The sequence below is a fragment of the Okeania sp. SIO2C9 genome, assembly GCF_010672455.1.
Lineage (GTDB): Bacteria > Cyanobacteriota > Cyanobacteriia > Cyanobacteriales > Microcoleaceae > Okeania.
Map to the genome: position 1 here is coordinate 1 of NZ_JAAHGO010000004.1, position 25,597 is coordinate 25,597.

Annotated in this window: 14 protein-coding genes and 1 pseudogene; 5 read left to right on the forward strand and 10 right to left on the reverse strand. The window is 36.9% G+C overall.

The window, feature by feature from the left end; translation table 11 throughout:
• Both F6K23_RS04275 and F6K23_RS04280 read right to left on the reverse strand, forming a co-directional pair.
• Positions 1–241 (reverse strand): annotated as a pseudogene (locus F6K23_RS04275) (hypothetical protein); the annotation flags it as partial.
• 179 nt (positions 242–420) lie between these two features.
• The gene (locus F6K23_RS04280) at positions 421–591 is read right to left on the reverse strand and encodes an NblA/ycf18 family protein (protein ID WP_202220030.1); all 171 of its coding nucleotides are present in this window, start codon (positions 589–591) and stop codon (positions 421–423) included.
• An 869-nt stretch (positions 592–1,460) separates the two neighbouring features.
• Here F6K23_RS04280 and F6K23_RS04285 point away from each other — a divergent pair.
• From F6K23_RS04285 to F6K23_RS04295, 3 genes are all read left to right on the forward strand, one after another.
• Entirely contained in the window at positions 1,461–2,726 is a 1,266-nt protein-coding gene (locus tag F6K23_RS04285; RefSeq protein ID WP_367267613.1) for a reverse transcriptase domain-containing protein, read from the forward strand.
• Between the two features lie 288 nt (positions 2,727–3,014).
• Complete coding sequence (locus F6K23_RS04290) at positions 3,015–3,617, forward strand: phycobiliprotein lyase (RefSeq protein WP_375340731.1); 603 nt, start codon at positions 3,015–3,017, stop codon at positions 3,615–3,617.
• Between the two features lie 635 nt (positions 3,618–4,252).
• Positions 4,253–5,008 (forward strand): phycobilisome rod-core linker polypeptide, encoded by a 756-nt coding sequence (locus tag F6K23_RS04295; protein WP_293151064.1) that lies wholly within the window; start codon positions 4,253–4,255, stop codon positions 5,006–5,008.
• A 310-nt stretch (positions 5,009–5,318) separates the two neighbouring features.
• Here F6K23_RS04295 and F6K23_RS04300 read toward each other — a convergent pair whose 3' ends face one another.
• From F6K23_RS04300 to F6K23_RS04320, 5 genes are all read right to left on the reverse strand, one after another.
• On the reverse strand, positions 5,319–6,134 hold the full coding sequence (locus tag F6K23_RS04300; RefSeq protein WP_293151067.1) for an S-adenosyl-l-methionine hydroxide adenosyltransferase family protein: 816 nt from the start codon (positions 6,132–6,134) through the stop codon (positions 5,319–5,321).
• Positions 6,135–6,728: 594 nt separating this feature from the next.
• Positions 6,729–7,028, reverse strand: a complete 300-nt coding sequence (locus F6K23_RS04305) for a hypothetical protein (RefSeq protein WP_293151070.1) — start codon at positions 7,026–7,028, stop codon at positions 6,729–6,731.
• Positions 7,029–9,224: a serine/threonine-protein kinase gene (locus F6K23_RS04310; protein ID WP_293151073.1), complete on the reverse strand. Its 2,196-nt coding sequence runs from the start codon at positions 9,222–9,224 to the stop codon at positions 7,029–7,031.
• Between the two features lie 731 nt (positions 9,225–9,955).
• Positions 9,956–12,169 carry a tetratricopeptide repeat protein gene (locus F6K23_RS04315; protein WP_293151076.1) on the reverse strand — a complete coding sequence of 738 codons (2,214 nt, stop codon included), beginning with the start codon at positions 12,167–12,169 and terminating at the stop codon, positions 9,956–9,958.
• Positions 12,170–12,823: 654 nt separating this feature from the next.
• Complete coding sequence (locus F6K23_RS04320; protein ID WP_293151079.1) at positions 12,824–13,375, reverse strand: DUF2062 domain-containing protein; 552 nt, start codon at positions 13,373–13,375, stop codon at positions 12,824–12,826.
• A 1,844-nt stretch (positions 13,376–15,219) separates the two neighbouring features.
• Here F6K23_RS04320 and mnmE point away from each other — a divergent pair.
• Together mnmE and F6K23_RS04330 are read left to right on the forward strand one after the other, a co-directional pair.
• Entirely contained in the window at positions 15,220–16,599 is a 1,380-nt protein-coding gene (mnmE, locus tag F6K23_RS04325) for a tRNA uridine-5-carboxymethylaminomethyl(34) synthesis GTPase MnmE (protein WP_293151082.1), read from the forward strand.
• 538 nt (positions 16,600–17,137) lie between these two features.
• The gene (locus tag F6K23_RS04330; RefSeq protein ID WP_293151085.1) at positions 17,138–17,536 is read left to right on the forward strand and encodes a hypothetical protein; all 399 of its coding nucleotides are present in this window, start codon (positions 17,138–17,140) and stop codon (positions 17,534–17,536) included.
• A gap of 166 nt (positions 17,537–17,702) precedes the next feature.
• Here the strand turns inward: F6K23_RS04330 and F6K23_RS04335 are convergent, their stop codons facing one another.
• From F6K23_RS04335 to F6K23_RS04345, 3 genes are all read right to left on the reverse strand, one after another.
• Complete coding sequence (locus F6K23_RS04335; protein ID WP_293151088.1) at positions 17,703–18,335, reverse strand: 4Fe-4S single cluster domain-containing protein; 633 nt, start codon at positions 18,333–18,335, stop codon at positions 17,703–17,705.
• 329 nt (positions 18,336–18,664) lie between these two features.
• Complete coding sequence (locus tag F6K23_RS04340; RefSeq protein ID WP_293151091.1) at positions 18,665–19,459, reverse strand: radical SAM protein; 795 nt, start codon at positions 19,457–19,459, stop codon at positions 18,665–18,667.
• 3,111 nt (positions 19,460–22,570) lie between these two features.
• Complete coding sequence (locus F6K23_RS04345) at positions 22,571–24,721, reverse strand: Tex family protein (protein WP_293151094.1); 2,151 nt, start codon at positions 24,719–24,721, stop codon at positions 22,571–22,573.
• Between the last annotated feature and the right edge of the window lie 876 nt (positions 24,722–25,597).

Here is a 25,597-nt window from a genome sequence, read left to right on the forward strand (position 1 = left end):
CCCCTCTCCCCATCTCCCCATCTCCCCATCTCCCCCTCTCCCCATCTCCCCATCTCCCCATCCCCCCATCACCCCATCTCCCCATCTCCCCATCTCCCCATCTCCCCATCTCCCCATCTCCCCATCTCCCCATCACCCCATCTCCCCATCTCCCCATCACCCCATCTCCCTCTACCATTACGCGAGTACCACTACCAGATTTTGGGCGTTGCTGAATACTGGGATGATTTTGGCGCTCCACGGAGACACGGACACAGGGAGACACGGGGATTATGGTTTGTGCTCTGTGACAAAATCATCCCGCAATTATGCAATGCCGATGTTGTAACCCTTAAAAGTATAAACCCCGCCCATATCTAGTAGATGGGTGGGGTTAGTTTTTAATACCGATATATTCTTATGTTTAATGAGAGACATCGGTTAAATTTTGCCCTTCATCCAGTTTTTAAACAAATTCTCCTTCACCATAGTCTGTCGCAGCACTTCAACTAAATATTCTTGAGCTTCTTCCCGACTTAAACCTTTCACTTCCTCCCGTAGAACTTGTAATTTGAACTGTTGCTCCATAGTTAAGCTATTAGACATTTCCATAGTTTACTCCTTCTTATCTAGATAATAGATATCGGCCAATATACTTAGGCCACAGTTAAGTTGATTTATTGACTCTTATGTAAATTATCGTAACATTTACTTGACATACTGTCCATGATGTACATTTTAAAACTAATTTATTCGACAAAAGTTAACATTAAATTAATAAAAGCTAGAAGTATTATGATGATTAGGCTAGAACTAATATCCTAAAAATTCAAAGATGGAGAAAGACAAATGGATGCAATGGAATTTTTTGTGCGACTCGTTGGTAGTAGGAGCTTCTAGCAACTAGAAGGGTATAACTGCCGTCTAATGAGGCCACGGAGGAAGAGCCTGTAAAAATACGAGGCCACCAAAGAAGAAGCCCGTTGGATAACTGAGTTATGGATGTGGGTGCAAGTCCCACCCGTTAAGGGACAACGGACTCCCGACCTGGCCACACCGAGCTAGAACTTACCGCTAGCAGAGTGAAGCTGGCATCAGGCCCTAACCAGAGCTAAGGGTGATAGGCACACTGGGGGTAATGGGGAGACGGCATGGGTACAGTACGGAATGTCTTGAAAAAGCGTCTTATCCATCGGCAAGAGACACCTTACACTCTTGACCGCACGCGGTAAATTCCCGCACCACGAAAAAAAAGTAGGTGCATCCCTGGGGACTGCGTAGGCGAAGTGGACAGCCCTAAACCGTCACAAAAATCTATAACTTGGAACGAGGAAAAACGCTGAGAGAGTCTTTGGGAAAAGGTCGAAAACCCAAAGTAGGTGGGAAGCACGGAAATCTCTCCAGCGGGTAGGATGCAAGTCATTAATTGCTTGCAGGGTAATCAGCGTAGAGAAATTTAGCAAGAGAGTACGCTTAGACACATGAGCAATCATAGTGAAGTCTGGAGCAGCCAAAACTGGAAGAAATTTCAGAAAGACCTGTTCCGCCTCCAAAAACGAATCTACAAAGCCATGCAGAATGGAGACCACCGCAAGGTCAGAAATCTCCAACGTTTGGTACTGAAGTCCCGCGCTGCAAGGATGCTTGCTGTACGACAAGTCTCTGAGCTAAATTCTGGGAAGAAAACTTGTGGGGTCAATGGTCAAAAGTCCTTAAACTTTGAACAAAGGCTTAACTTAGCATTAAAGCTAAAAAGGGCAAACAACTGGGAACATCAAGGACTAAGAGAGGTTAAAATCCCCAAGAAAAACGGGAATATCAGAACTCTCAAAATACCAACCATCGCGGATAGGGCCTGGCAATGCCTTGTCAAATATGCCCTAGAACCTGCCCACGAGGCCACCTTCCATGGCCGAAGCTACGGCTTCAGACCAGGCAGAAGCACGCAAGATGCCCAAAAATATATCTTCAATCACCTAAGAAGCCAATCTAAAGGCCATGAAAAAAGGGTTATTGAACTTGATATAGAAAAGTGTTTCGACAGAATCAACCACAGCGCGATTATGTCTAAAGTAATTGCCCCTCAACAAATTAAAACGGGGCTGTGGAAATACTTAAAGGCAGGAGTATCCCCTGAATTTCCTAACCAGGAAACACCCCAAGGGGGAGCCGTTTCGCCACTACTGGCCAACATAGCATTAAACGGCATAGAGGACATTTATCCATCCGTAAGGTATGCGGACAACATGGTGTTTTTCCTCAAGCCAAAAGACAGTGCTGAAGAGATATTAAAGAAAGTACAGCAATTCCTCACCGAGCGCGGGATGAACGTATCGGCAAAGAAGACAAAGATTACGCGGTCAACGGCAGGCTTTGACTTTTTAGAATGGCACTTTAAAGTCCAGAAAAACGGGAAGTTTCGTTGCACTCCCAATGAGGAGAATTACGAGAAGTTTCGCTTGAAGGTCAAAGCCATAGTCAACAACTCTGCATTAGCCACTGCCGACAAAGCGAAGAAGCTAGCCCCAATAATACAGGATTGGAGAAACTACCACCGCTATTGCCAAATGGACGGGTCAAGGTTTAACCTGTGGTACTTAAGGCACGATACCTTTAAGAAATTCCTCAAGGATAAAAACAAAGGCAAAAATGAGGCCATAAAACTCGTTAACAAAGCATTTCCAGCGGTTCCTTACTCTGAAAACAAATTCGTCATGGTCAAAGGGGAAAAATCTCCCTACGACTGAGACCTCCTTTACTGGAGTAAGAGAAATTCCAACCTCTACCACGGGCACACGGCTAAAGCGCTAAAACAACAAGGCTACAAATGTGGACACTGCATACACTACCTGGACGCCAAAGAAAGGGTACATCTGCATCATATTGACGGCAAGCACGACAATTGACAGTCTAAAAACCTCTTGGCAGTACATGAGTCATGCCACAATTACATCCACATGGGCAAAAGGTCAAAAGCCTAAGATTATCTAGGAGCGTAGTGCGGTGAAAATCGCACGCTACGTTCTGAAGGAGAGGTGCGGAAGGTAATACCTCCCATCGACTCTAACCAAAAGAGTGCTGGTAAATGGCGATCGCAACGCACAACCCATCACTTGGCCTTCAGGCAAGCAGAAATGGGCAGTTCAGATATTCAAGTAACTAGCTTGGGTCCTGGAGATCCAAAAGTAGTAGAAATCTGTAAAATGCACGAAATTGACCCAAGTTTGGCTGCTGGAGGCGCTTTTGTTACTTGGGATGGTTCCATGGCCTGGGATAAAGATGATGAAAATCACAAAGGGTCAACTGTATTTGCGATTGTTCCAGATCCAGAAAATCCTAGAAAAGGCAGAATGTTGCGAGAACGAGGCTATGCAGAAATTGTGCCAGTTGTGGGACGCTTTGAAATGGATGATGAAGATGGACTAAATCTGATTACGGAATATGAAACTATGAGTTCTATTGAAAGGTTCTGGTTTCCTAACCCTAATCTCAGGATGCGGACTAGCGCAGTGAAGCGATTTGGTGGATTTAATACTTCTACATTTTGTACAGAAGTTCGAGTAGAGGAACACAACTCAGATTCTGATATAGAAACGTCACAGAATACTGCACAGTTTTATTCTGCTTTTGGCTGGTAGATATAGCGCTACGCGCAAGTCAAAAGTCAAAAAATAAAAGTCAAAAGTTAAAATTGGAAGTTAGAAGTAATCCCTGACTAACTTTGAGCTGCTTGGTGCGCTACCAGATGCGACTGTCGTCGTCACGCGGTCGCATCCGCATTTATAAATGTCCGCGCCCTATTTGCGTAGCACTATAGGTAAAATTATGCCCAAAGTTTAGCAAATAGTTATCAGAAATGTTACAGATTGTTGCGTAAGTTAATAAAAGTGAGACTTGGATTGCCTCAATCCCTTAATCTAAAGGTTGACTATCAAAAATGGAGCTTTGAGGACTCCCGGTATAATCTCCGATTTACCGGGAGACGAATCGCGATCAAACAAACAATAAGCACTCCATCATCGAGGTGTCACTGCGGTCGGGCAGATCGTAGAATAAATTGACTGTGTAGGCGTACTGTCAGGGGCTGGCAACAGTCTAGATAAGTGCCATTCAAGCAGTAAACCTAAATCGTGAGGTTTGGGAATCTCCCGTTATAATCTTTAGATTTAATGGGAGAGGATGTCAATGATGCAATTTTTTGAATCGCAGCAAGGTTTAGTGTGCTTTGGCCACACTTGATAAATCAAATTTAATAATTTAAGGAGATTCTCACGTGGTGATTCCATTATTAGAATACAAACCTATTAGTCAAAACTCACGAGTTACGGGTTATGAAGTCCCTGGTGATGACCAACCAATGATTTATTCAGCCGAATCTTTGCCCTCTGGGTCAGGATGGGATGAGTTAATCTGGGCAGCTTATCGTCAAATTTATAGCGAACATCAGATTCTTAAGAGAGATCGCCAAATCTTCCTAGAATCTCAACTCAAAAATGGTCAACTTACAGTTCGAGATTTTATTCGTGGTTTGGTTATTTCCGATCCATTCCGTCGTAACAATTACGATACAAATAGCAACTATCGCTTTGTTGAGTTATGTGTTCAACGTGTTTTAGGTCGTGATGTTTACAGCGAAAAGGAAAAGATTGCTTGGTCTATCGTTGTAGCAACTAAAGGTATCGAAGGTTTCATTGATGAGTTGGTTAATAGCGAGGAATACCTCGACAACTTTGGCTTTGATACTGTACCTTACCAGCGTCGTCGGGTTATACCCCAAAGGGATGGAGGAGAAACTCCTTTTAACCTAAAGACACCTCGTTATGGTTTCTACTATCGGACTATTCTTGGTTTCCCTCAAATAGTTTACCAAAATCAATTACGTCGCTTTACTCCCCAAGAAAAGAAACCTCAAGCAGGCGATCCTTCTCTTTATTTAAATTTAGCACAGGGTCTTAATGTTCAAGGTACATCAGCACGAGTTAATCTAGGTAATATCAATCTGGGTATGGTACCTTATCGTAAGGTATAACTTAGATTCTTACTCTAGTACCTCTGTTGAGTGGGATTAATTTTTGTAGGGGTGGAATATTCGTGCAGAGTATTTGGTGAACTTGCCAAAACTAGGAACATGAGTATTCTATCCCTACAAATTTTTAGTTACTGAAGAAATGTATGATTTCATAGGAGTCAGTAGTCAGGAGTCAGGAGTCAGGAGAAAGGAAGGATGAGAGTGGGAATTATCTAAGAATATTCTGGTATTTTATATCTGTTTTGAATGGAAGTATAGAGTGGGACAACTGTATAACCAGATTTCATATTACTGAAAAAACAATACTGAGTTAAAATTGAGTAATTTGAACTTGATCTCCATACTTCAAATTAAGCTGAGATTGAGCGCTACTAGCATTAGCCGCGATTTCGACAAAATTGTGAGAACCAACAATTGCAATTAGTTCACCTGGTTTACAGTCACTATAAGTATTGCCACTGACTATAGTTTTGTAGGATGAAAGATTTTCATTTTTTTGAATCACAACTGACCAGGTTTTACCCTCAATATAACTTCTAGGAATATTAGTAATTATATTACCAAAATAGTCAATGTATTGAACTGAACCTTCAATACCTGACTCTGTAAAATTAATTTTATTTAAGGGTAATTTTATTAAACTTTCTGGGTTAATTTTTTCTCCCAAATTTTCTAATGAAACCCCACTAGCAATATGAGCGCCAACAGGAGCAAATATGTCTCGACCGTGGAAGGTTGTGCTAGGTGCATTTGTGCGCCAATAGTCAGAATTAGTCAATTCGACAACTCTCATTTCTTGTGTCTCTACGTTTCCCAGCACCCCACTAAAAATACCGTTATCGGGTCCGACAAAAAAACCTGTTGATAATTGAATGGCGATCGCTCTTCTGGCACTTCCTACACCTGGATCGACAACAGCTATGTGAACTGTTCCTGGGGGAAAATAGGGATAAGCATTTTTCAAACAAAATCTTGCTGCAAATAAATTTTGAGCAGGAATTTCATGGGTAAGGTCTATTAGGGTTAGTGTCGGGTTAATTTGATAAATTATACCTTTCATCACACCGACATAAACATCTTTTAATCCAAAATCAGTTAACAGTGTAACTATTTTTCTATCAGACATGATTATTTTTGATATTATATCATGTTCGGACTGGTCAGTTATAAATAAAATTTAAGAACTGACAGTACCGAATAAATACTGAAATTATCTTTACTTTTCTTCTTTCCTTCCCCTAATCCTGAGGACTGACTCCTCGCTAAGTTATTTATAAGTATTCAACCGAACATAATATTATAGCAGGGAATAGACAACAGGGAACAGGGAATAGGCAATAGACAATAGTAGGAAAAATTTTCCTGTCTGGCGCAAGCGGTCGATCTTCGGAGCTTCCCGTAGTGGACTGACACACCTTAAATGGTGCATTAGATGGGGAGATGGGGGGATGGGGAGATCAAGACACCTAGAAACAAAAATAAGAGTGCACAGTTTTAGATGTGTCAGTCTAGTAGGCTGGGATAGCGAGGATACCTGGCCATATCCAATCGACCTAGAAAGCCGTCAGATCTCGCGTCATATCATGTCCGGTAGCATCAGTATTGTAAGCGTGAAGGTCATTTCAGTTATCAGTTATCAGTTATCAGTTATCAGTTATCAGTGAACCTCCGACTGAAGTCGGAGGCTTGAAATACTGAACTAAATATTTTTTTCATCCCCTTAAAAGGGGAGGCACATACCCTCATTTTTTGGTAAGGAAGAAGGAAGAAGGAAGAGGGAAGAAGGCTTAAAAGCTTGAAAAAGCGTAAATTTTCTGTAGACATTCACCCTTGGTTTTACACAAACGATACCAGCGGACATGATATCAGTGCCAGTCGTAAGGGAACGCGCACCAAGAGAGGTAATGCTGACCAAGAGAGGGAATTCGCACCAAGCAGGTAGAAAAATGCTCATCTCCCCATCTCCCCATCTCCCCACATTCCCCTCCTGGGATGGGTTAGGGATGGGTCTCCTCCCCATCTAATTCAATTGTTCAATTTGATATTGGGCATCTCTATAACCTCCTGTTCGACCTTGCTCTAAATAAAGTTTGGCTGCTTTTTCAAAATCAGTAATTGCCCCTTTTTTATCCCCAAGATTAACTCTAACCAATCCTCTACTATAGTAAGCATCAGCATATTCAGAGTTAAGTCGAATTGCTTGAACATAGTCAGCGATCGCTTGCTCATAATTTTCTTGTTCGGAATAAACACTAGCACGATTTGCATAAGCTTCTGCATTATTAGGACTAATAGCTATTGCTTGAGTATAATCTTCTATTGCCTTTTCCAGTTGATTTGCCGAAGCGTAAGCTAATCCTCTATTTGTATAAGCTGATGGACTTTTGGGAGCAATTTCAATTGTTTTTGTACAATCAGATATAGATTTTTCATATTCTTTAATATTGAGGTAAGCAATACATCGATTATTATAAGCAACTTCATTTTCAGGGTTAATTGTAATTGCTTGATTACAATCAGATATAGCTTTTTCATACGCTGCTAAATTCAAATATGTGCTACAACGATTAGCATAAGCTTCTTCATTTGCAGGGTCTATTTCAATAACTTTGTTGTAATCATCTAAAGATCCTTGATAATCTCCCAGAAAAAAGCGCGCTCTGCCTCTACTATAATAACCATCTATCTTTTGGGGTTCAAGTCTAACCATCTCAGTATAATCTGCTATTGCTCCTTGTAAATCATTATTGGCAGCACGAGCTAATCCTCGACCATGGTAAGCATCTATATTATTGGGTTGCAGTCGAATAGCTTGAGTGTGGTCTTGAATAGCAGCGGGATAGTTTTGAGAGCTGTAGTGAACTAATCCTCTTTTATAAAAAGCTTCCGCATCTTGAGGTTTGAGGCGTAATACTTGGGTGAAATCATTAATTGCTCCAGCATAATCTTGGAGATCATAACGAGCTGTCCCTCTGTTAAAATTGGCATTAACATGGCTAGGGTTCAAATTAATTACCTTGCTGTAGTCAGCAATAGCTTCTTGGTAATTTTCTAAGTTATAATAAGCGTTACCACGTTTATAGTAAAATTCTTCTTCATCGGGATTTAGTTGAATTGCTTTGTCATAAGCAGCAATTGCTGCTTGTTGATTACCATTGTTCGCATTTTCTACCCCTTTCTCAAATATTCTCTCTGCTTTGACCGGGTTTGGGCGATTCAAGAAACTCACTAACCCAATCAGCACTGCAATGACCCCAACGCTGGCAAAACCAAATAAAACGAACCATAAGGGATGAGATTTGATTCTCTGTGAGCTCGTTTTGGTTTGAGGATTTGGACTGGTTTTAATTGTGGGTGATGGTGTAAATGTTTGAGAGCGACCGCTAATTTTCTGTAGCGCTTTGACAACTTCTTCTACAGACTGGTAACGTTTTGTGTAATGGTAATGTACCATTCGATCAACAATATCAGCTAGATTTGAGGAACATTGGGTTCGATTTCGCCAGACAATACCACTAGGATTTGATGGACTAAGGTCTTGTAGTTTAGGGAGTTCGCTACTGGGAATACCTGTCAGAGCTTGAATACCAATCATGCCCACTGCATACAAATCGCTATTAAATTGAGGAATTCCCTGAAATTGTTCGATGGGCATATAGGAAGGAGTACCTGTCGCTATTGTTCGTTGTACTTCTCCATTTTCTGCTGCAATTCTATGACTAACTTCTTTGACAGAACCAAAATCAATTAAAACTAATTTTTCATCTGGTTGATGTCTAATTAAATTAGATGGGTTAACATCCCGATGAATTACGCCATTTTCATGCACAAATACCAAAATTTCTAAAATTTCTAACAACAGTTTGATTACTTGTTTTTCTTCCCAAGGTTTACCTGGTATAATTTCTTTATTTAATGGTGTTCCAGGGATAAATTCTTCAACTAAATAAAATTGGTTATTTTCTTCAAAATAAGCTAATAGTAAAGGAATCTGCTCGTGCCTACCTAATTTTTCTAATATTTCTGCTTCTTGTTTAAATAAACGGTGAGCAGTTCTAACTATTGTATAACTATTGCCAGGAGCGCGTAGTTGTTTGACCACACATTGAGGATGCCCAGGGCGACGAGTATCCGCTGCCAGATAGGTTTGTCCAAATGCACCAGCACTCAGGATTTGAACGACGCGGTAACGTCCATCTAGAAGTTGACCAATCATGTTCGTGTTACTCATAAGGTGGTAGGTGGTAGGTGGTAGGTTTTAGGTGTTATACCATTTTTAAAAAAGAATGTTACAAATAATAAGGGCAATTAAAAGACTTTACAGGAGATGTCCCTTTGACTAAGCGGTGCGACCCCGCGACGACGTCAGCTCTCTTGCGGAACGCGCACCAAGAGAAAAAGATAACTTACGACCTAATAAATGGTATTAAAGCTATTCATTCTGACTCGGTGACTTCCCCTCCTAGGAGGGGCTAGGGGTGGGTGGGTTAACTCCTAAGAAATAACCTAGCTATTTGTAGCAAAGATTTATAAAATTGGTATTATACCAATTTTAAAAAAGAATTTTATGAATAATCAGGGGAATTAAAAAGATTTTGCATTAGATATCTCTTTGAAACTCTGTCCTTAAAGACAAGGTTTGATGTAAGGGATATTCACCTTAATAAATAATATTTAAGATATAGGAATAGACAGGTAGGTTAGGACTTATGCGGATGATGATCCGAATCAGGGGAAATGTTTGTCCCACTGTTCCCTGTTCCCTGCTATATTTATTCTGATTTGAGAATCATAACTACTAGAAAAAGTATAACTATTTCTATCAAACATTGATCGAACTAGCATTAGTGTGGTAGATAAATTTTAATATTTTGTCAGTAGACTGAATCAAGGAAAACAAATATTACAGGTTTTGAAGTAGCAAAATTTGGTTGTTGAAGCAGTTGATTATTGGAGTAGTTTTTCGATCATATTTTGTGAGTTTTGATAATTTTTTGTTCTGCCTTGCTCTAAAAAGAGATTGGCACTTTGGCGAAGGTCTGCTATTGCTGCTTGTATCTCTTGTAGCTCAGAAAGAATAATACCTCGATTATAATAAGCTATAGCATTACTCGGATTTATTTTTATTGCCTCGTCAAAGTCTTCAATAGCTTGATTATAGTTTCCTATATCTAAGAAAATTATACCTCGATCGCTGTAGGCAAAAGAATTGTCAGGATTTATTTTGATTGTTGTGGTTAAGTCTTCTATAGCACCAGACAAATCACCACTAGCAGACCGCGCTCTAGCTCTGTTTTTGTATGCTTCAGCATTTTCAGGATTCATCTCAATAGTTATACTACAGTTTTCTGCTGCTTTTTGATATTCTCCTAAATTCAAGTACGCAATACATTGATTATGGTATGCTAGAGAATCTTGAGGGTTTATTTCTATTGCTTGGTGACAATCTTTAATTGCTGCTCGATAATTTGCTAGCTTTAGATAAGCACTACATCTTTTTGTATAGGTATCGGAATAATCTGGTTTTAATTCTAGTACCCGGTCGTAGTCTGCTATTGCACCTTGATAATCTTCAATTTCAAACTGAGCTATACCTCGACTTTCGTAAGCTTGTGCATTGCTGGGGTTAAGTTTTATTGTTTGAGTGTAGTCACTTATTGCACCTGCTTGGTCTCCGATCGCTGCTCTAGCTATTCCTCGATGAAGATAAGCATCGCTATGTTGAGGATTAAGTTTAATTGATTGACTATAATCTTGAATCGCATTTTTGTAATCCCCAATTTTTTCATAAATTAGTCCTCGTTTTTGATAAGCTTGGGTATACTTGGGATAAATTCTTAATGTTTGTGTTAAATCGGTAATCGCTTTTTCATTGTCGCCTAATTCATAATAAGTTAAGGCACGTTGATAATAAGTGTGATAATTTTCTTTGATCGTAATAGCTGCTGTATAGTCTTTAATTGCTTTTTCATAAGCTCTTTGGGAAGAATAAGAGTTCCCTCTTTGATAATAGATGGCTGCATTTTGTGGGTTAAATTGCAGTGCTTGGGTATAGTTGGCGATCGCTGCTTGTTGCTCTCCTTGTTTAGCTAATTCTCGACCTTGCTGATAGAGTGCTTGTGTTTTGAATATAAATTGCCAATGGCAGAAATAGGCGATGGCTATTCCTGCTATGGTTATGACTGTTAAACCTGCAATAAGTCTAATTTTTGTGTTGTTTGTGAGTGGAGGTGGTGGTGTGGGAGTATCTATTTCTTGAGGCACTGTAATTATTGTTTCTAGTTTTGAGAGAATGTTATTCTCGGTAGATATTACTATGTTTTTTAATTCTGTTAGCGCTTCTGAAGCTGAGTCATAATGTTGTTTACCTTTACTGTTTACCATTTTGTCAATGATATTTGATAGGGTTAGAGAGCATACTTGTAGATTTTGCCAAGGTATTTCTAGTCCTAGGGTCTTGTTAGTCTGCTTTTGCTTGAGTAAATCTTGAGTAGATAATCCTGTTAGTGCTTGAATAGCAATTATTCCTAGAGCATAAATATCACTATTTTTATCTAGCTCTTTTTGACTTTCTTCTAATGGTATATAAAGTAAACTATCAGAGTTATTTTGGCTACCATTTTTTGAGATTAATAATTCCTCGTTTTGTTCTAAAATTCTTGTAATTTCTCTTTCTAACCCAAAGTTTATTAAGACTAATTTTCCATCTAATTCTCGCCGGATTAAGTTTGCTGGTGTTATTTTTCCATGAGTTTCCCCATGACCATGAATAAAGGCTAAAATTTCTAGTACATCCTTTAATATTTTGATTACTTCTACTTCTGGCAAGGACTTACCTGTAGCCAATTCTTGAGCTAGAGATAAACCTACTATATAGTCTTCGACTAAGTATATATTATTGTTTTCTTCAGAATAAGCTAATAAGTTAGGTAAGCCATTGTGTTCACTCAAATGATAGATATTTTCTGCTTTTTCTTGAAATAATGATAATACAACTTCTCGATTTTCTTTCTTAAAGTTGCTTAGTCTAATTTCTCTGACTACGCATTGAGGAGAATTTGGACGGTGGGTATCTGTAGCCAGATATGTTTGTCCTAAGATACTTGAATTTATAGGTTTGATAAAACGATAGCGTTTATCTACAATTTGGTCAATTATCATCTATTTTTACCCCATTACAAATGTGTGTTATGGCAGAAGGAAGAAGAAAGAAGAAAAAAGGCGTTTAAGTAGGTAGGCGATTAGTTAGTTATCTATGACATAAGGAAAAATATGACCTTGTCTGAGTTTTAAGCTTTTTATATGTTCTAACCTTTCCTTCGACTGCTATATATCAAATTTGAAAAAGATAGTTACATTAAAGAATTAGTAGTCAGGAGTCAGGTTCTAGGAGTCAAGTTTTAGGTTTTAGGTTTTAGGTTTTAGGTTTCAGGTTTTAGGAGGAATATTATAAAATACTCCTGCTACAATCGCGATCAAAGTTAAGGCTTTTTTCCTATTTTTTCATAGGCTATTTTCTGGCAACATATAGCAATTAGTAGCAATTAGGTTTCAGCTATTAGCTTTTTAATTTTTCTCTACCTGTCTATTCAAGGTTTATTGGAGTTAATAAGTAAAGTAAATATGAAAAGCTTTATATAGTTTGACTGTAAAAATATTTAGTTTGGTAATTCTACTCTCTTAGTCAAATCATATCAATTCATTATTTATGGTGATTTATCATAGCTAACGATACTATAGTAATCAAAAATGATCAGATTGTATTGTCAGAATTAAATAATTATATCAACTTCAAAAAAATTAATTTCATCTCCATCAATTGCTCATTTTTTTGAGGCGCTGACCATGCCATAAATGAATTAGCTTTAATCCTAAAAAATAACTTACTGTCCCACAAATTATACCCATTACTAAACAACCTAAAAATAGGGCTGCTACAAACTGAGTTCCATATTGCATTAACTCTTGAAATGAAATAATACTTTCAGGTATAAACTCCTCTTGAGAGTTGAGTAATAATCGACCAACTTGAAAGTTAATTGCATAAATTGGCACATAAGTCAAGGGATTACTCACCCAAGTACCAGCAGCTGCAGCAATTTTATGACCTCGGAACAGAGTTGCTAGTGCTACACCCACTATGGTTTGAAGACCAAAAATTGGAAATAATCCGGCAAAGACCCCCATTGCTAAACCTCTAGCAATATATTCTGGAGTTCCCCGCATCCGAATGAAGCGCCAGTATAAATATCGCCCGTATCTATTCCACTTTGTTCGTGTACGTCTATGAGATGGATATTTTGTTGTGACTCGCTTAGGTAGTAGTTGCTGGGGAATTTGTGAAATATTTGAGATATTTTTGAACATACTAAAGATATAAGTAAATTGATTTTTGATGACTATGATTTTTATGGAGTTTATCTTCTTCTTTCTTGAATATTATAGTTAGTCTAAATGATTGGGAAAAATCCTTAAACAGATAATAAAGTCTGAAACTATTATCTCTATTTATGGCGATATTTTTACCGAATAATTAATAATTATTAATTAAATAATTCTGGTTAAAAGCCTCCCCTTTCAAGGGGAAAAAAGCGGTCGTTTGCGTTTGCGATAGCATTCCGTAAGGAAAGCATTCCGTAGGATGGGATGGCGAGGTCTCCTCGTCATATCCAATCGACCAAGAGAAGAAATAATATTTCCTTATATTCAATTCCGTAGCGGTTTTAACCAGAGGTAATTATCCACTATCCATTATCCATTATCCATTATCCATTAATGAAGGGATATTGATTTTCTGCATAACTATACCAAAAACTGGTAATTGATTATCAAATATGCTCGGGTTCGGTATAAAAAAATGTTCCATCCTCAGCGCCATTGCCAAATCTTTCTCACTCTTCCCCTCATGGGAGCAGGGCTAATTCTTTGTGGTCAGAGAATATTAAGTTAGAAATACATTTAATTGTGCTACTGGAGTAGCACACCTAAAACTGTGCACTCTGATTTTTGTTTCTAGGTGTCTTTTTCTCCCCCTAATATAGAACCCCCGATCGTATCTTCATAAATTTAGCAAGGAGTCAGGAGACAGGAGACAGGAGACAGGAGACAGGAGACAGGAGGTAAGAGGGAAGATGTGGGGAGAAATAATACAAAAAATTCAACACTCCTTGCTGATGATTTTTCCTCAAAATTGATGCGCGAAAAGACTTGACTACATAATTGTATAGTTCTCAAATGGGTTCTATAGAATCCGGTTGAATAGTTATTGTATAGTTGGGAGTAGGGTAGTAGGGTAGTGGGGGAGATTAAAGGCTTGAAGTAATTATAGAATTATCAACATATACTATAATAATCGGATTCTATATAACCCCACATTCCCCTCCAGGGAGAGGCACGCGGGTGGGTACCCACACTCCCCACACTCCCTATCAATTATTCTAAGCGTGACAATAAATTGACCCTGCCTCATGGGAGGGGTGAGGAGTGAGTCTCCATCACCCCATCACCCCATCACCCCATCACCCCATCACCCCATCACCCCATCACCCCATCACTCCACCCTCTTTACACCAATGCTACGGGATTTGATATGATAAGGGCAAAAATCACAGCAGTTTTGAAGTTGATAAGGTACAAAATTTTAGGACTTTAGGCAGTAGGCAGTAGACATCTCCTCCAAATGAGGCAACAGCTCCGGAAGGCAACAGGGAGAAATAATTGATAATTTATGGATAATAATTGATTTTATTTTTGATTTTTACCTTAATTATTCGGTAAAAATCCTCTGACTCGCCGTGGAGAAACAGCGGTCGATCTTCGCAGCTTCCCGCAGGGTAGGATGGCTCCGAAACCTGCGCCATATCCAATCGACCAAGAGAAGAAAAAATTTTCATCTCTTTGTCAATCCTCTTCTTTTCAAGGAGAGATAATAATTAATAATTAATAATTAATAATTAATTGTTGAACAGATGTCTAGTAGGGAAAAAAGATTAACCTTAAAACTGTACCTCACGCTGTCTAAAAAGTGCTGTAAGTAATTTACTTGTATCAAAAACAGAAATATGTCACAATTATGAAAACTTAGGTTTAGTCTACTAAAAAACCACATCTTTTTAGAGCAGGGATACATGGACTCCCCAAGGTGAAAATAGGTAATTTCCTACCGAATGCTCTACAAACATGAATCGCAAACGATAGACAGGGGAGTGTCAATGACTACTGGAAATACTATTGCAGCGATTGCTACCGCTATTATCCCCCAACAGGGAAGTGTGGGGATAGTCCGGATGTCTGGTTCTGAGGCAATTTTCATTGCCAAAACCTTATTTCATGCACCAGGGAAGCAGGTTTGGGAGACTCACCGCATTCTCTATGGCTATATTCGCCATCCCCAAACTGGACAGTTAGTAGATGAAGCTTTATTATTAATTATGAAGACTCCTCGTTCTTATACTCGTGAGGATATAGTTGAGTTTCACTGTCATGGTGGAATTATCCCCATACAACAAGTATTACAGTTATGTATTGAGGCAGGGGCACGCCTAGCTCAACCAGGAGAATTTACTTTACGAGCTTTTTTAAATGGACGACTGGATCTGACTCAGGCGGAAAGTATTGCCGATCTTGTGGGGTCTCAATCTCCTGTAGCTGCTCAGGTTGCTTTGGCTGGTTTACAAGGTAAGTTAGCTAGTCCAATTCGTCAGTTAAGGGCTAACTGTATTGATATATTAGCAGAGATAGAGGCTCGTATTGATTTTGAGGAAGATTTACCTCCTTTGGATGAGTCTACAATTGCTCAAGAAGTTAATAATATTTTGGTAAGTTTATCACAAATACTGGCAACTGCAAATCGGGGCGAGTTATTACGAAGTGGTTTGAAAGTGGCTATTATCGGACGTCCGAATGTGGGTAAGTCGAGTCTATTAAATGCCTGGAGTCGTAGCGATCGCGCTATTGTGACTAATCTTCCTGGAACTACGAGGGATGTGGTAGAGTCTCAGTTAGTGGTGGGTGGTATCCCGGTGCAGGTTTTGGATACGGCGGGTATTCGAGAAACTGAAGACCAGGTGGAAAAAATGGGGGTGGAGCGATCGCGTCGAGCTGCTGAGTCTGCTGACCTTGTTTTATTGACTATTGACGCTAGTGCTGGTTGGATGGAGTTAGATGAGGTTATTTATCAACAGGTAAAACATCGTTCTTTAATTTTAATAATTAATAAGGTTGACCTGGTTAAGTCGGAATTTATTAAGTCTATTTTTTATCCAGAAACTATTAAGAATGTTGTGACTACAGCAGTGATTAATAATCAAGGAATTGAAGAACTCGAAGCAGCAATTATTAATTCTGTAAATTTGGGTAATTTGCAGGCAGAAAATCTAGATTTTGCTATTAATCAAAGGCAAGCAGCAGCTTTAACTAGGGCGAAAGTTGCTTTGGAGCAATGTTTAAATACAATTAAAAATAATTTACCTCTAGATTTTTGGACAATAGATTTAAGGGGAGCAATTTATGCTTTGGGAGAGGTTACAGGAGAAGATGTAACGGAATCTGTTTTAGATAAAATTTTTAGTCGCTTTTGTATTGGGAAATAATTTTTCAGAGTTTTACTCTCTACTCTCTTCTCTACTTTTTCTGTAGTCTCAATATTTAGGTATTTGGGTCATCATGATCTATTAGACATCTCCGGAAAAGAAGTAGTAGGCAGTAGGAGGAAAGAATTGATAATTTCTGTGTGATAATTGATTTGATTTTTTATTATTGGAGATGTCTATTAGACCAAGCGTGAAAAAAGAATGCTTAACTTAGGTGACACTTCAATTATTCTGAATAACTTTTTTGATAACTAGCACCCTAGTTATTGTTAATTATTCTGATGTTTACTTCTCCCCTACTCCCCAGGGCTAATTCTTTGTCGTAGCGAGAATATTTACAACCCTATATTTTTTTGAGATCCTGTGCTTCCCACACTCCCCACACTCCCCACCTCGCTCCTGACTCCTGACTCCTGACTCCTGACTCCTTTTGGCCGTTCAAAAAAATTATGAGAAATTTTGTGAAATTTTGTGATAAATTATGATAAAGTGTTAAATAACATAACAATATCAACATAATACATAAGGATAAAAACAAATGAGTGGATTTATCGGAGCATTGTTTGGACTATTTGGCGGTAAGAAGGACGATAACCAACCAAAGGAAGCTTTTTTTCTAGATGCAGATAGTGCAAGTAGTCTTGGTGATGTAAACTTTATGCGGAAATCTATTGCAGTTAAGAGGAGCTATCCCAAAGCAGCAGGTAAGATTAACTTGATAGAAGGAGAGACAGAAAAGGCTGCTTCTTCTATGCAAGTGAAAGAAACTGTAGGAGAAGCTAAAACTGCTTCCTATGCTTCTAGCACATCTACTTCTTCTAGTTCAACACAATCTTCTACATTTACTCCTACTACTGTAAAGCCTCGTAGTATTAGTAATTCTAATTCTGAAATAGATTTCACAAGCATGGCTCGTAACATCAAGAAAAAGAAATAATTAGTTTTGCTACACTTAGATGGCAAAGTAATTATTATCAATTTGACTGAAAAATATAGCAATCCAATTTCAGGTTTGAAACTTTACCATTGAGTAAGTTTATTGCACAATGGCTAAGTTTTTATATCTACTGAGGATTGCTATTTTTTTTATCTCAACGTTTTTTTTAATTCTCTCCTAAACCTAACTGTCCCCAATAACCAGTAAATATCCGACTGCCATCTTTAAGCACATGAATTTCTAGGCGATCGCTTGCCCAATTTAATTGATTTTTTAATGCTGGGTTAAATACTCTCACTCTTTGATTACTAGAAGAAACTAAGGAATTAGGAGAGTGAATAGCTAAGGTTTCTATAAATGGTCCGTCAATTAAAATATCTAACTGAGATAATAATTTTTCAGCTCCTTCTGGCGCATTTTTGGATTGCAATTCTCTGAGGGTAAACCCACTAAAAGACATTATATTTAAACCATTAGATTTTAAGATTTTTGCTAATTCTGTCAGTGCTGATGCTTGTAAAAATGGCTCCCCTCCAGAAAAGGTAACTCCTGTATTTCGAGGATTATTTAATATTTTATTTGCTAGTTCTTCAACACTGATTAATTGGTGAATATCAAAAGACCAAGAATCAGGATTAAAACATCCACCACACCCACGTTTACAACCTTGTACCCATACTACAGCACGACAACCAGGTCCGTTTACTTCAGATTCATCAATATAACCCATAATATTGAGATATCCTGATGGAATTTTTACTGGTGTTGTTGTTGATAATTTGGCTGTTAAGTTACTCATATTTCTATTTACTTGTTTTGTAAGCATTCAGCGGTCAGCTATCAGCTATCAGTTTTATTACTTTTAGTGGACAATTTACAGCGCTTTTCGCTCTTGATGAACCACATCTTCACAAGCAAAAATCCTGTAGGGGCGAATGGCCATTCGCCCCTACTGTGGTCTATCCATAAGAAAACCGCTGTAAGCTCGTTGCTATTGTGCTTCAATTCTTTGTTGAAAAATGTAGTAGAAGTTAAGCAAGTGCTTGCTTAATTCATTAAAAAGCTGTTTGCGCAGCATTCCGCAGGAAATGCTTACCTTATTTTTTTTATCATCAAGCAACCAGGATTTTATTTCTGTTTATAACGAACAGGAATGTTAGTATTTCTGTAAATTTCTTCTGCAAAATTTTGTAAATTTTCTGGGCTAATACATTTTAATTTTTGTACTGCATAAGGATGATATTCTGTATGATTTCCTCTGCCATCTAATTGACGTTTGATAGGTTTAGGTCTAGTGGGGGTGTTAAGTTGAATTTCATCTGGTTTGAGAGATTTTACCAAGTTAATATATTCTACTTTGTTTTGAGTATTCCATGGAGATAAAATCATTGTTTGGATTGCTAATTTGCCTTGATATTTATCTTTAAAATCTTTGATGTTTTGCCAGATATCTGACAGATTTAAGATTTCTGCGGGTCGATTAATTCCTTGTAGTTGTTTGAGGGTTACTGCATCTATTTTGATTGATACTCGATCTGCTAAAGTTAAGGCTAATTTGACTTCTGGATTAGTTAAAGTTGTGCCATTTGTTAATACTAATATGGGTTTGTTTGTTAATTTTTTTGTTTCTTGCAGAATCTCTTTTAAATTCAGAGCTAATGTTGGTTCTCCACTGCCACTCAGGGTGATAATATCTACATCCCACGGCGCAAATTTTTGCAGATTTAATAATATTTCTGTGGTAGAGACATAGACTGAGCGATCGCTTATTTTTTGTTCGATTTCTCCTAATTGACAGTAAACACAATTGAAGGAACAGGTAGAAATTTTGCCTATGGGGTCTATTCCTAGAGAGCGACCATATCGCCATGATTTTACTGGTCCATAGACTGGTATAAATTCATCAGTTAATTTTGTAATCATTTGATTTTATTGATTTAATTTTTATTTCTCACATTAGACTTCTTCCAAAAGTCAGGGAATAGGGAATAGGGAATAGGGAATAAATAATTTCATATCTTGAATTAATTTAATTAAAACTTTTGCAAGAAGTCTATTTATTATCTATAGTGTGTTTATTTGAGATATAAATATAGATTGAGTTTTTTTATTATAAAAAAACTGCGCAGTTCTATTACCTTATATTCTTGTGTTTGCTGCTATTTAATGCTGTTTTCCCTCCTTTACTATTCCCTCCATACCTTTTTCATAGCACTTGGTCTCCACACCCCATATCAAAACGCCATATAAATAATTTTTTGTCGAATTCACAAGTCTATCTTTAAGTTTTTTATAGCAGAAGGAAGAAGAAAGAAGGAAGAAAGAAGAAGGAAAAATCTTACTTTGTCTGAGTTTGAAGCTTTTGATATTTTCTAACTTTTTCTTCGACTGCTATATCTATAATTTTATACATAATTACTGAATTTCAATTAATCGGGGGATACTATATTTTTTATATTCTAACGAATCATAAAATCTGCATAAGTAGGTAGGTCTAATTAAACGTAAAAAAAATTGTAGGGGGGAGTTTAACCGCAAGCGTTGACTTCAGCGCTTACGAGTTCTAAAAACCCCCTCCTTAATATTGCCTTTATTTATGCTCACCTATTTATAATTTCTTTATTAAGAAGATAGATATAAGTAGATGTTTTTTGAAGTATTGCGGTATACAAATATTCTGTTTTTTTACATAAATTAATAAACTGACAACATATAGGGGGTAGGGAGTAGGGGGAAATAATTAGTAACTTCTGTGTGATAATTGATTTTATTTTTTATTATTGAACAAGAGTACGGGAGCAAGATGCTTCCACTATCGTGTCTGGTAACAAAAATAATTACAATGCACCACCACCCTTAACGAAGTCAGAACTCAGAAGTTAGAACTCAGCAGTTAACCCACCGCTAACCCTGACCGTGGAGGGGAAGTAGGGGATTTGAGAAAAGCTCCAAAAACCCGATCGCCTTAAAAGGTTGGGTTGCGCGACCCAATCCTGTTTGATCAATTATTTTTTTAGTGTGAGCATCCTGGTCTAGTGTCGCTACCCGAAAGTTAAAAGTCATGCATTTAAAAGCGAGTGCTAATTGGTGAGGTTTCCTCAGAATGTAAGACGCACATCTGATATAGAATCCGGGTAATTAGTTATCGTATTACTGAGGAGTAAGGAGTAATGAGTAATGAGTTAGGAGTAATGAGTAATGAGTTAGGAGTAATGAGTAATGAGTAATAAGTAATGAGTAATGAGTAATGAGTAATGAGTAATGAGTAATGAGTAATGAGTAAGGAGTAATGAGTTAGGAGTAATGAGTAATGAGTAATGAGTTAGGAGTAATGAGTAATGAGTAATGAGTTAGGAGTAATGAGTAATGAGTAATGAGTAATGAGTAATAAGTTAGGAGTAATGAGTAATGAGTAATGAGTTAGGAGTAATGAGTTAGGAGTAATGAGTAATGAGTAATGAGTAATGAGTAATAAGTTAGGAGTAATGAGTAATGAGTAATGAGTAATGAGTAATGAGTAATGAGTTAGGAGTTAGGAGTAATGAGTTAGGAGTAATGAGTTAGGAGTAATGAGTAATGAGTAATGAGTTAGGAGTAATGAGTAATGAGTTAGGAGTAATGAGTAATGAGTTAGGAGTAATGAGTAATGAGTTAGGAGTAATGAGTAATGAGTAATGAGTAATGAGTAATGAGTTAGGAGTAATGAGTAATGAGTAATGAGTTAGGAGTAATGAGTTAGGAGTAATGAGTAATGAGTTAGGAGTAATGAGTAATGAGTTAGGAGTAATGAGTAATGAGTAATGAGTTAGGAGTAATGAGTTAGGAGTAATGAGTTAGGAGTAATGAGTTAGGAGTAATGAGTTAGGAGTAATGAGTAATGAGTAATGAGTAATAAGTAATGAGTTAGGAGTAATGAGTTAGGAGTAATGAGTTAGGAGTAATGAGTAATGAGTAATGAGTAATGAGTTAGGAGTAATGAGTTAGGAGTAATGAGTAATGAGTAATGAGTAATAAGTAATGAGTTAGGAGTAATGAGTTAGGAGTAATGAGTTAGGAGTAATGAGTAATGAGTAATGAGTAATAAGTAATGAGTTAGGAGTAATGAGTAATGAGTAATGAGTAATGAGTTAGGAGTAATGAGTAATGAGTAATGAGTAATAAGTAATGAGTTAGGAGTAATGAGTAATGAGTAATGAGTAATAAGTAATGAGTTAGGAGTAATGAGTAATGAGTTAGGAGTAATGAGTTAGGAGTAATGAGTTAGGAGTAATGAGTAATGAGTAATGAGTAATAAGTAATGAGTTAGGAGTAATGAGTAATGAGTAATGAGTAATAAGTAATGAGTTAGGAGTAATGAGTTAGGAGTAATGAGTAATGAGTAATGAGTAATGAGTAATGAGTTAGGAGTAATAAGTAATGAGTAATGAGTAATGAGTAATGAGTTAGGAGTAATAAGTAATGAGTAATGAGTAATGAGTAATGAGTTAGGAGTAATAAGTAATGAGTTAGGAGTAATGAGTAATGAGTAATGAGTAATGAGTAATGAGTTAGGAGTAAGAAAGGAAATGAAAATGCATAAATTTTTAAATTCGTATTTATGCTTAACATATTTTAGTTGAGGATTATTGAATGCGATTACTGTATAACCGGATTTTATATGAGAGTCAATCATTTTTGATTTGTAATTGTTTTAGGATTTTGCCACCAGTTATTTCCACCATCCTGCACTAGCAATAAGGAGACTTGACATCAGGAATAGTCTCTTTATTGCTAGTGCGAGCATCCTGGTCTAGAGAGTACAGGAGCAATAATATGGGAGCAAGATGCTCCCACAATATTAAACAGATTTGATCTGATCTCATGTCCGGATAAGAGCGCGATAGAACTCCGTTCCGCGCTCCGCGACCAAAAAACTTTCTTCTTCTATTCCTCTTTCTTCTTCTTTCTTTCCTCCTAACTCCTGACTCCTAACTCCTGACTGCTAACTCCTGACTCCTCTATCATTTATTTATAAGTATTCAACCGGACATGATATTACTTTCGCATAGATAAACCAATTCGTTTTAACTTTTCATTTATTTCCAAAACTCTTACTTTTACTACTTGCCCAACTTTCACAATTTGCTTTGGATCTTTAACAAAATAATCTGCTAATTGAGAGATATGTACTAACCCATCTTGATGTACTCCCACATCAACAAAAGCACCAAAATTTGCCACATTAGTTACTATTCCTTCCAACTCCATTCCTACTTTTAAATCTTTAATTTCTTTAATGTCTTCTCGAAAAGTTGCATACTTAAATTCTGCTCTAGGGTCGCGTCCTGGTTTTTCCAATTCACTGATAATATCTTTGAGTGTTGGTTCGCCAATTTTATCAGTTACATACTTTTTTAAATCCAGAGATTTTACTTGATTTGAGATTTGATTAATCTGATTTATCGATACAGCTAAATCTTGAGCTATATTTTCTACAACTGAATAACTTTCTGGATGTACTGCGGTATTATCTAAAGGATTTTCACCGCTGCGAATTCTTAAAAAACCAGCACAAAGTTCAAAAGTTTTCCCTCCCAATTTTGATACTTTCAAAATTTCTTGACGATTCTTAAAAGCTCCATTTTCATTCCGATATTTAACTAAATTTTTAGCGACTGTCGAACTCATACCAGAAACAAAAATTAGTAGTTCTTTTGAAGCAGTATTCAAATCTACTCCCACATAATTTACACAACTTTCTACTGTCTCATCTAACTTTTTTTTCAACAATTTTTGGTCTACATCATGTTGATATTGACCGACTCCTATAGACTTCGGGTCGATTTTTACCAGTTCTGCTAAAGGGTCTTGTAAACGTCTACCAATACTAATAGCTCCCCGCACTGTAATATCTAAGTCGGGAAATTCTTCTATTGCTACTTTAGAAGCGGAATAAATTGAAGCACCAGATTCATTCACTATGACTTTTATTGGTTTTTTATCTAAAGTAGAAATTACTTCAGTCATAAATTCATCTGTTTCTCTTCCTGCCGTACCATTACCAATAGCAATAAGTTCAATTTTGTACTTTTGAATTAATTGCTTAATAGTTGTAGCAGCTTGTTGTTTTTCCGCCGCAGATTTATGGGGAAATATTGCTTGATATTTTAAGAATTTCCCTGTTTCATCTAACACAACAACTTTGCAACCTGTTCTAAATCCCGGGTCAATTCCTAAAGTAGGTTTCATTCCTGCTGGTGGAGATAATAATAACTCTTTGAGATTAGTTTCAAAAGTTTTAATTGACTCAATATCTGCCTCAGCTTTCTTTTGCCCTCGAACTTCATTAATCAAAGAATTTTTCATCAAACGATTCAACGCATCTTTGAGCATTTCCTGATAAAAATTTCTGACTTCTTTAACTCTAGTTTTAATTTCTGAATCTGCTAAATAAGACAGTACAAAATCTCGGTCAAAATCAAGTTCTAGATTTAAAACCCCTTCACTTTCTGCTCGTAACAAAGCCAACATATTATGAGGAGCAATATCTTTAACATTTACCCGAAAATTTCGGTACATTTCAAACTTAGTAGTACCTTCTGGATAATCATCTTTAATTTTGGAACTAAAACAACCAGATTTGAGAAAATATTCTCTGATATAAGAGCGTAATTCAGCTTTTTCTGCCACTGACTCTGCCAAAATATCAGATGCTCCTTGAATTGCCTCTTCTATATTTTTTACTCCTTTTTCTTCATCAATATACTTAACAGCTTCTTGCTCAATAGATGTAAATTTTGCTTGAGAATTATTCAGAGACTTAATAAATTCTGCCAAAGATTCTAAACCTTTTTCCTTAGCAATAGTCGCCCTCGTCCGTCGTTTTGGTTTATAGGGAAGATATAGGTCTTCAAGTTCTGTTTTTTGCAGACATAACTCAATTTTTTCCTCTAGTTCATCGGTAAGTTTGCCAGCTTCATTAATTGCTTTGAGAATCACCTTTTTTCTTTCTTCAAGTTCCTCAAGATAAATAAATCTATCCCAAATATTTCGTAGTTGAGTTTCATCCAAAGAATTTGTATATTCTTTCCGATAGCGAGCAACAAAGGGAATAGTCGCTCCTCCATTTAAAAGCTCCAAAGCATTTTTAATACTTTTAGAATTGATATTTAATTCTTGAGCCAAAGTTTTATTTATGTCCAGCATAAACCATCTATATAAATATATTTTTTTTGATTTTACCGAATAATTAAGGTAAAAATCCTCTCCTTTAAAGGAGAAACAAGAAAAAATTTTCCTTTTATTCAATCCTATCCGTTTTTAGGGAGAGGTAATTATCAATTATCAATTATCCATTATCCATGATCCATTATTTTTATAGCAATATGATTTAAGTTGTGAAATATTGGAGAATTTTAGGGAGCACCGGAGCTGGGAGAAGGGAGAAGGGAACAGAAAAAAAGAAAAAAATGAATATATATAAACATGATAACTACTATATTCTCTACTTTGAAGGAATATTTCAATTCTCACATTTGAATTCCTGTCGGAAAATGTTAAAATTTTGATAGCAATATGATTTAACTTGTGAAATATTGGAGAATTTTAGGGAGCACCGGAGCTGGGAGAAGGGAACAGAAAAAAAGAAAAAATGGGGGTTGCATATTATGGAATGATATTGCCAAAAATTAGTTTAGACCTTGAGTAAAAAAAACCGAATATTAATAATTATAGCTATTGATTAATCCAAAATCCTGTTCATCAAAAATCTAAAATCATTCGTTACTGTGCAACGCCAAAAAATGAATATATATGAACATGATAACTGGGATAGATTATCTACTTAGAAGGAACATTTCAATTCTCACATCTGAATTCCTGTCGGAAAATGTTAAAATTTTGATAGCAATATGATTTAACTTGTGAAATATTGGAGAATTTTAGGGAGCACCGGAGCTGGGATAAGGGAACAGAAAAAAAGAAAAAAATGAATATATATAAACATGATAACTACTATATTCTCTACTTAGAAGGAACATTTCAATTCTCACATCTGAATTCCTGTCGGAAAATGTTAAAATC

What these genes read in the sequence shown, in the direction of transcription:
- F6K23_RS04280 (WP_202220030.1), bottom strand. Translation starts at nt 591, where the DNA reads ATGGAAATGTCTAATAGCTTAACTATGGAGCAACAGTTCAAATTACAA.
- F6K23_RS04285 (WP_367267613.1), top strand. Translation starts at nt 1,461, where the DNA reads ATGAGCAATCATAGTGAAGTCTGGAGCAGCCAAAACTGGAAGAAATTT.
- F6K23_RS04300 (WP_293151067.1), bottom strand. Translation starts at nt 6,134, where the DNA reads ATGTCTGATAGAAAAATAGTTACACTGTTAACTGATTTTGGATTAAAA.
- F6K23_RS04305 (WP_293151070.1), bottom strand. Translation starts at nt 7,028, where the DNA reads ATGGGGAGGAGACCCATCCCTAACCCATCCCAGGAGGGGAATGTGGGG.
- F6K23_RS04310 (WP_293151073.1), bottom strand. Translation starts at nt 9,224, where the DNA reads ATGATTGGTCAACTTCTAGATGGACGTTACCGCGTCGTTCAAATCCTG.
- F6K23_RS04315 (WP_293151076.1), bottom strand. Translation starts at nt 12,169, where the DNA reads ATGATAATTGACCAAATTGTAGATAAACGCTATCGTTTTATCAAACCT.
- F6K23_RS04320 (WP_293151079.1), bottom strand. Translation starts at nt 13,375, where the DNA reads ATGTTCAAAAATATCTCAAATATTTCACAAATTCCCCAGCAACTACTA.
- mnmE (WP_293151082.1), top strand. Translation starts at nt 15,220, where the DNA reads ATGACTACTGGAAATACTATTGCAGCGATTGCTACCGCTATTATCCCC.
- F6K23_RS04330 (WP_293151085.1), top strand. Translation starts at nt 17,138, where the DNA reads ATGAGTGGATTTATCGGAGCATTGTTTGGACTATTTGGCGGTAAGAAG.
- F6K23_RS04335 (WP_293151088.1), bottom strand. Translation starts at nt 18,335, where the DNA reads ATGAGTAACTTAACAGCCAAATTATCAACAACAACACCAGTAAAAATT.
- F6K23_RS04340 (WP_293151091.1), bottom strand. Translation starts at nt 19,459, where the DNA reads ATGATTACAAAATTAACTGATGAATTTATACCAGTCTATGGACCAGTA.
- F6K23_RS04345 (WP_293151094.1), bottom strand. Translation starts at nt 24,721, where the DNA reads ATGCTGGACATAAATAAAACTTTGGCTCAAGAATTAAATATCAATTCT.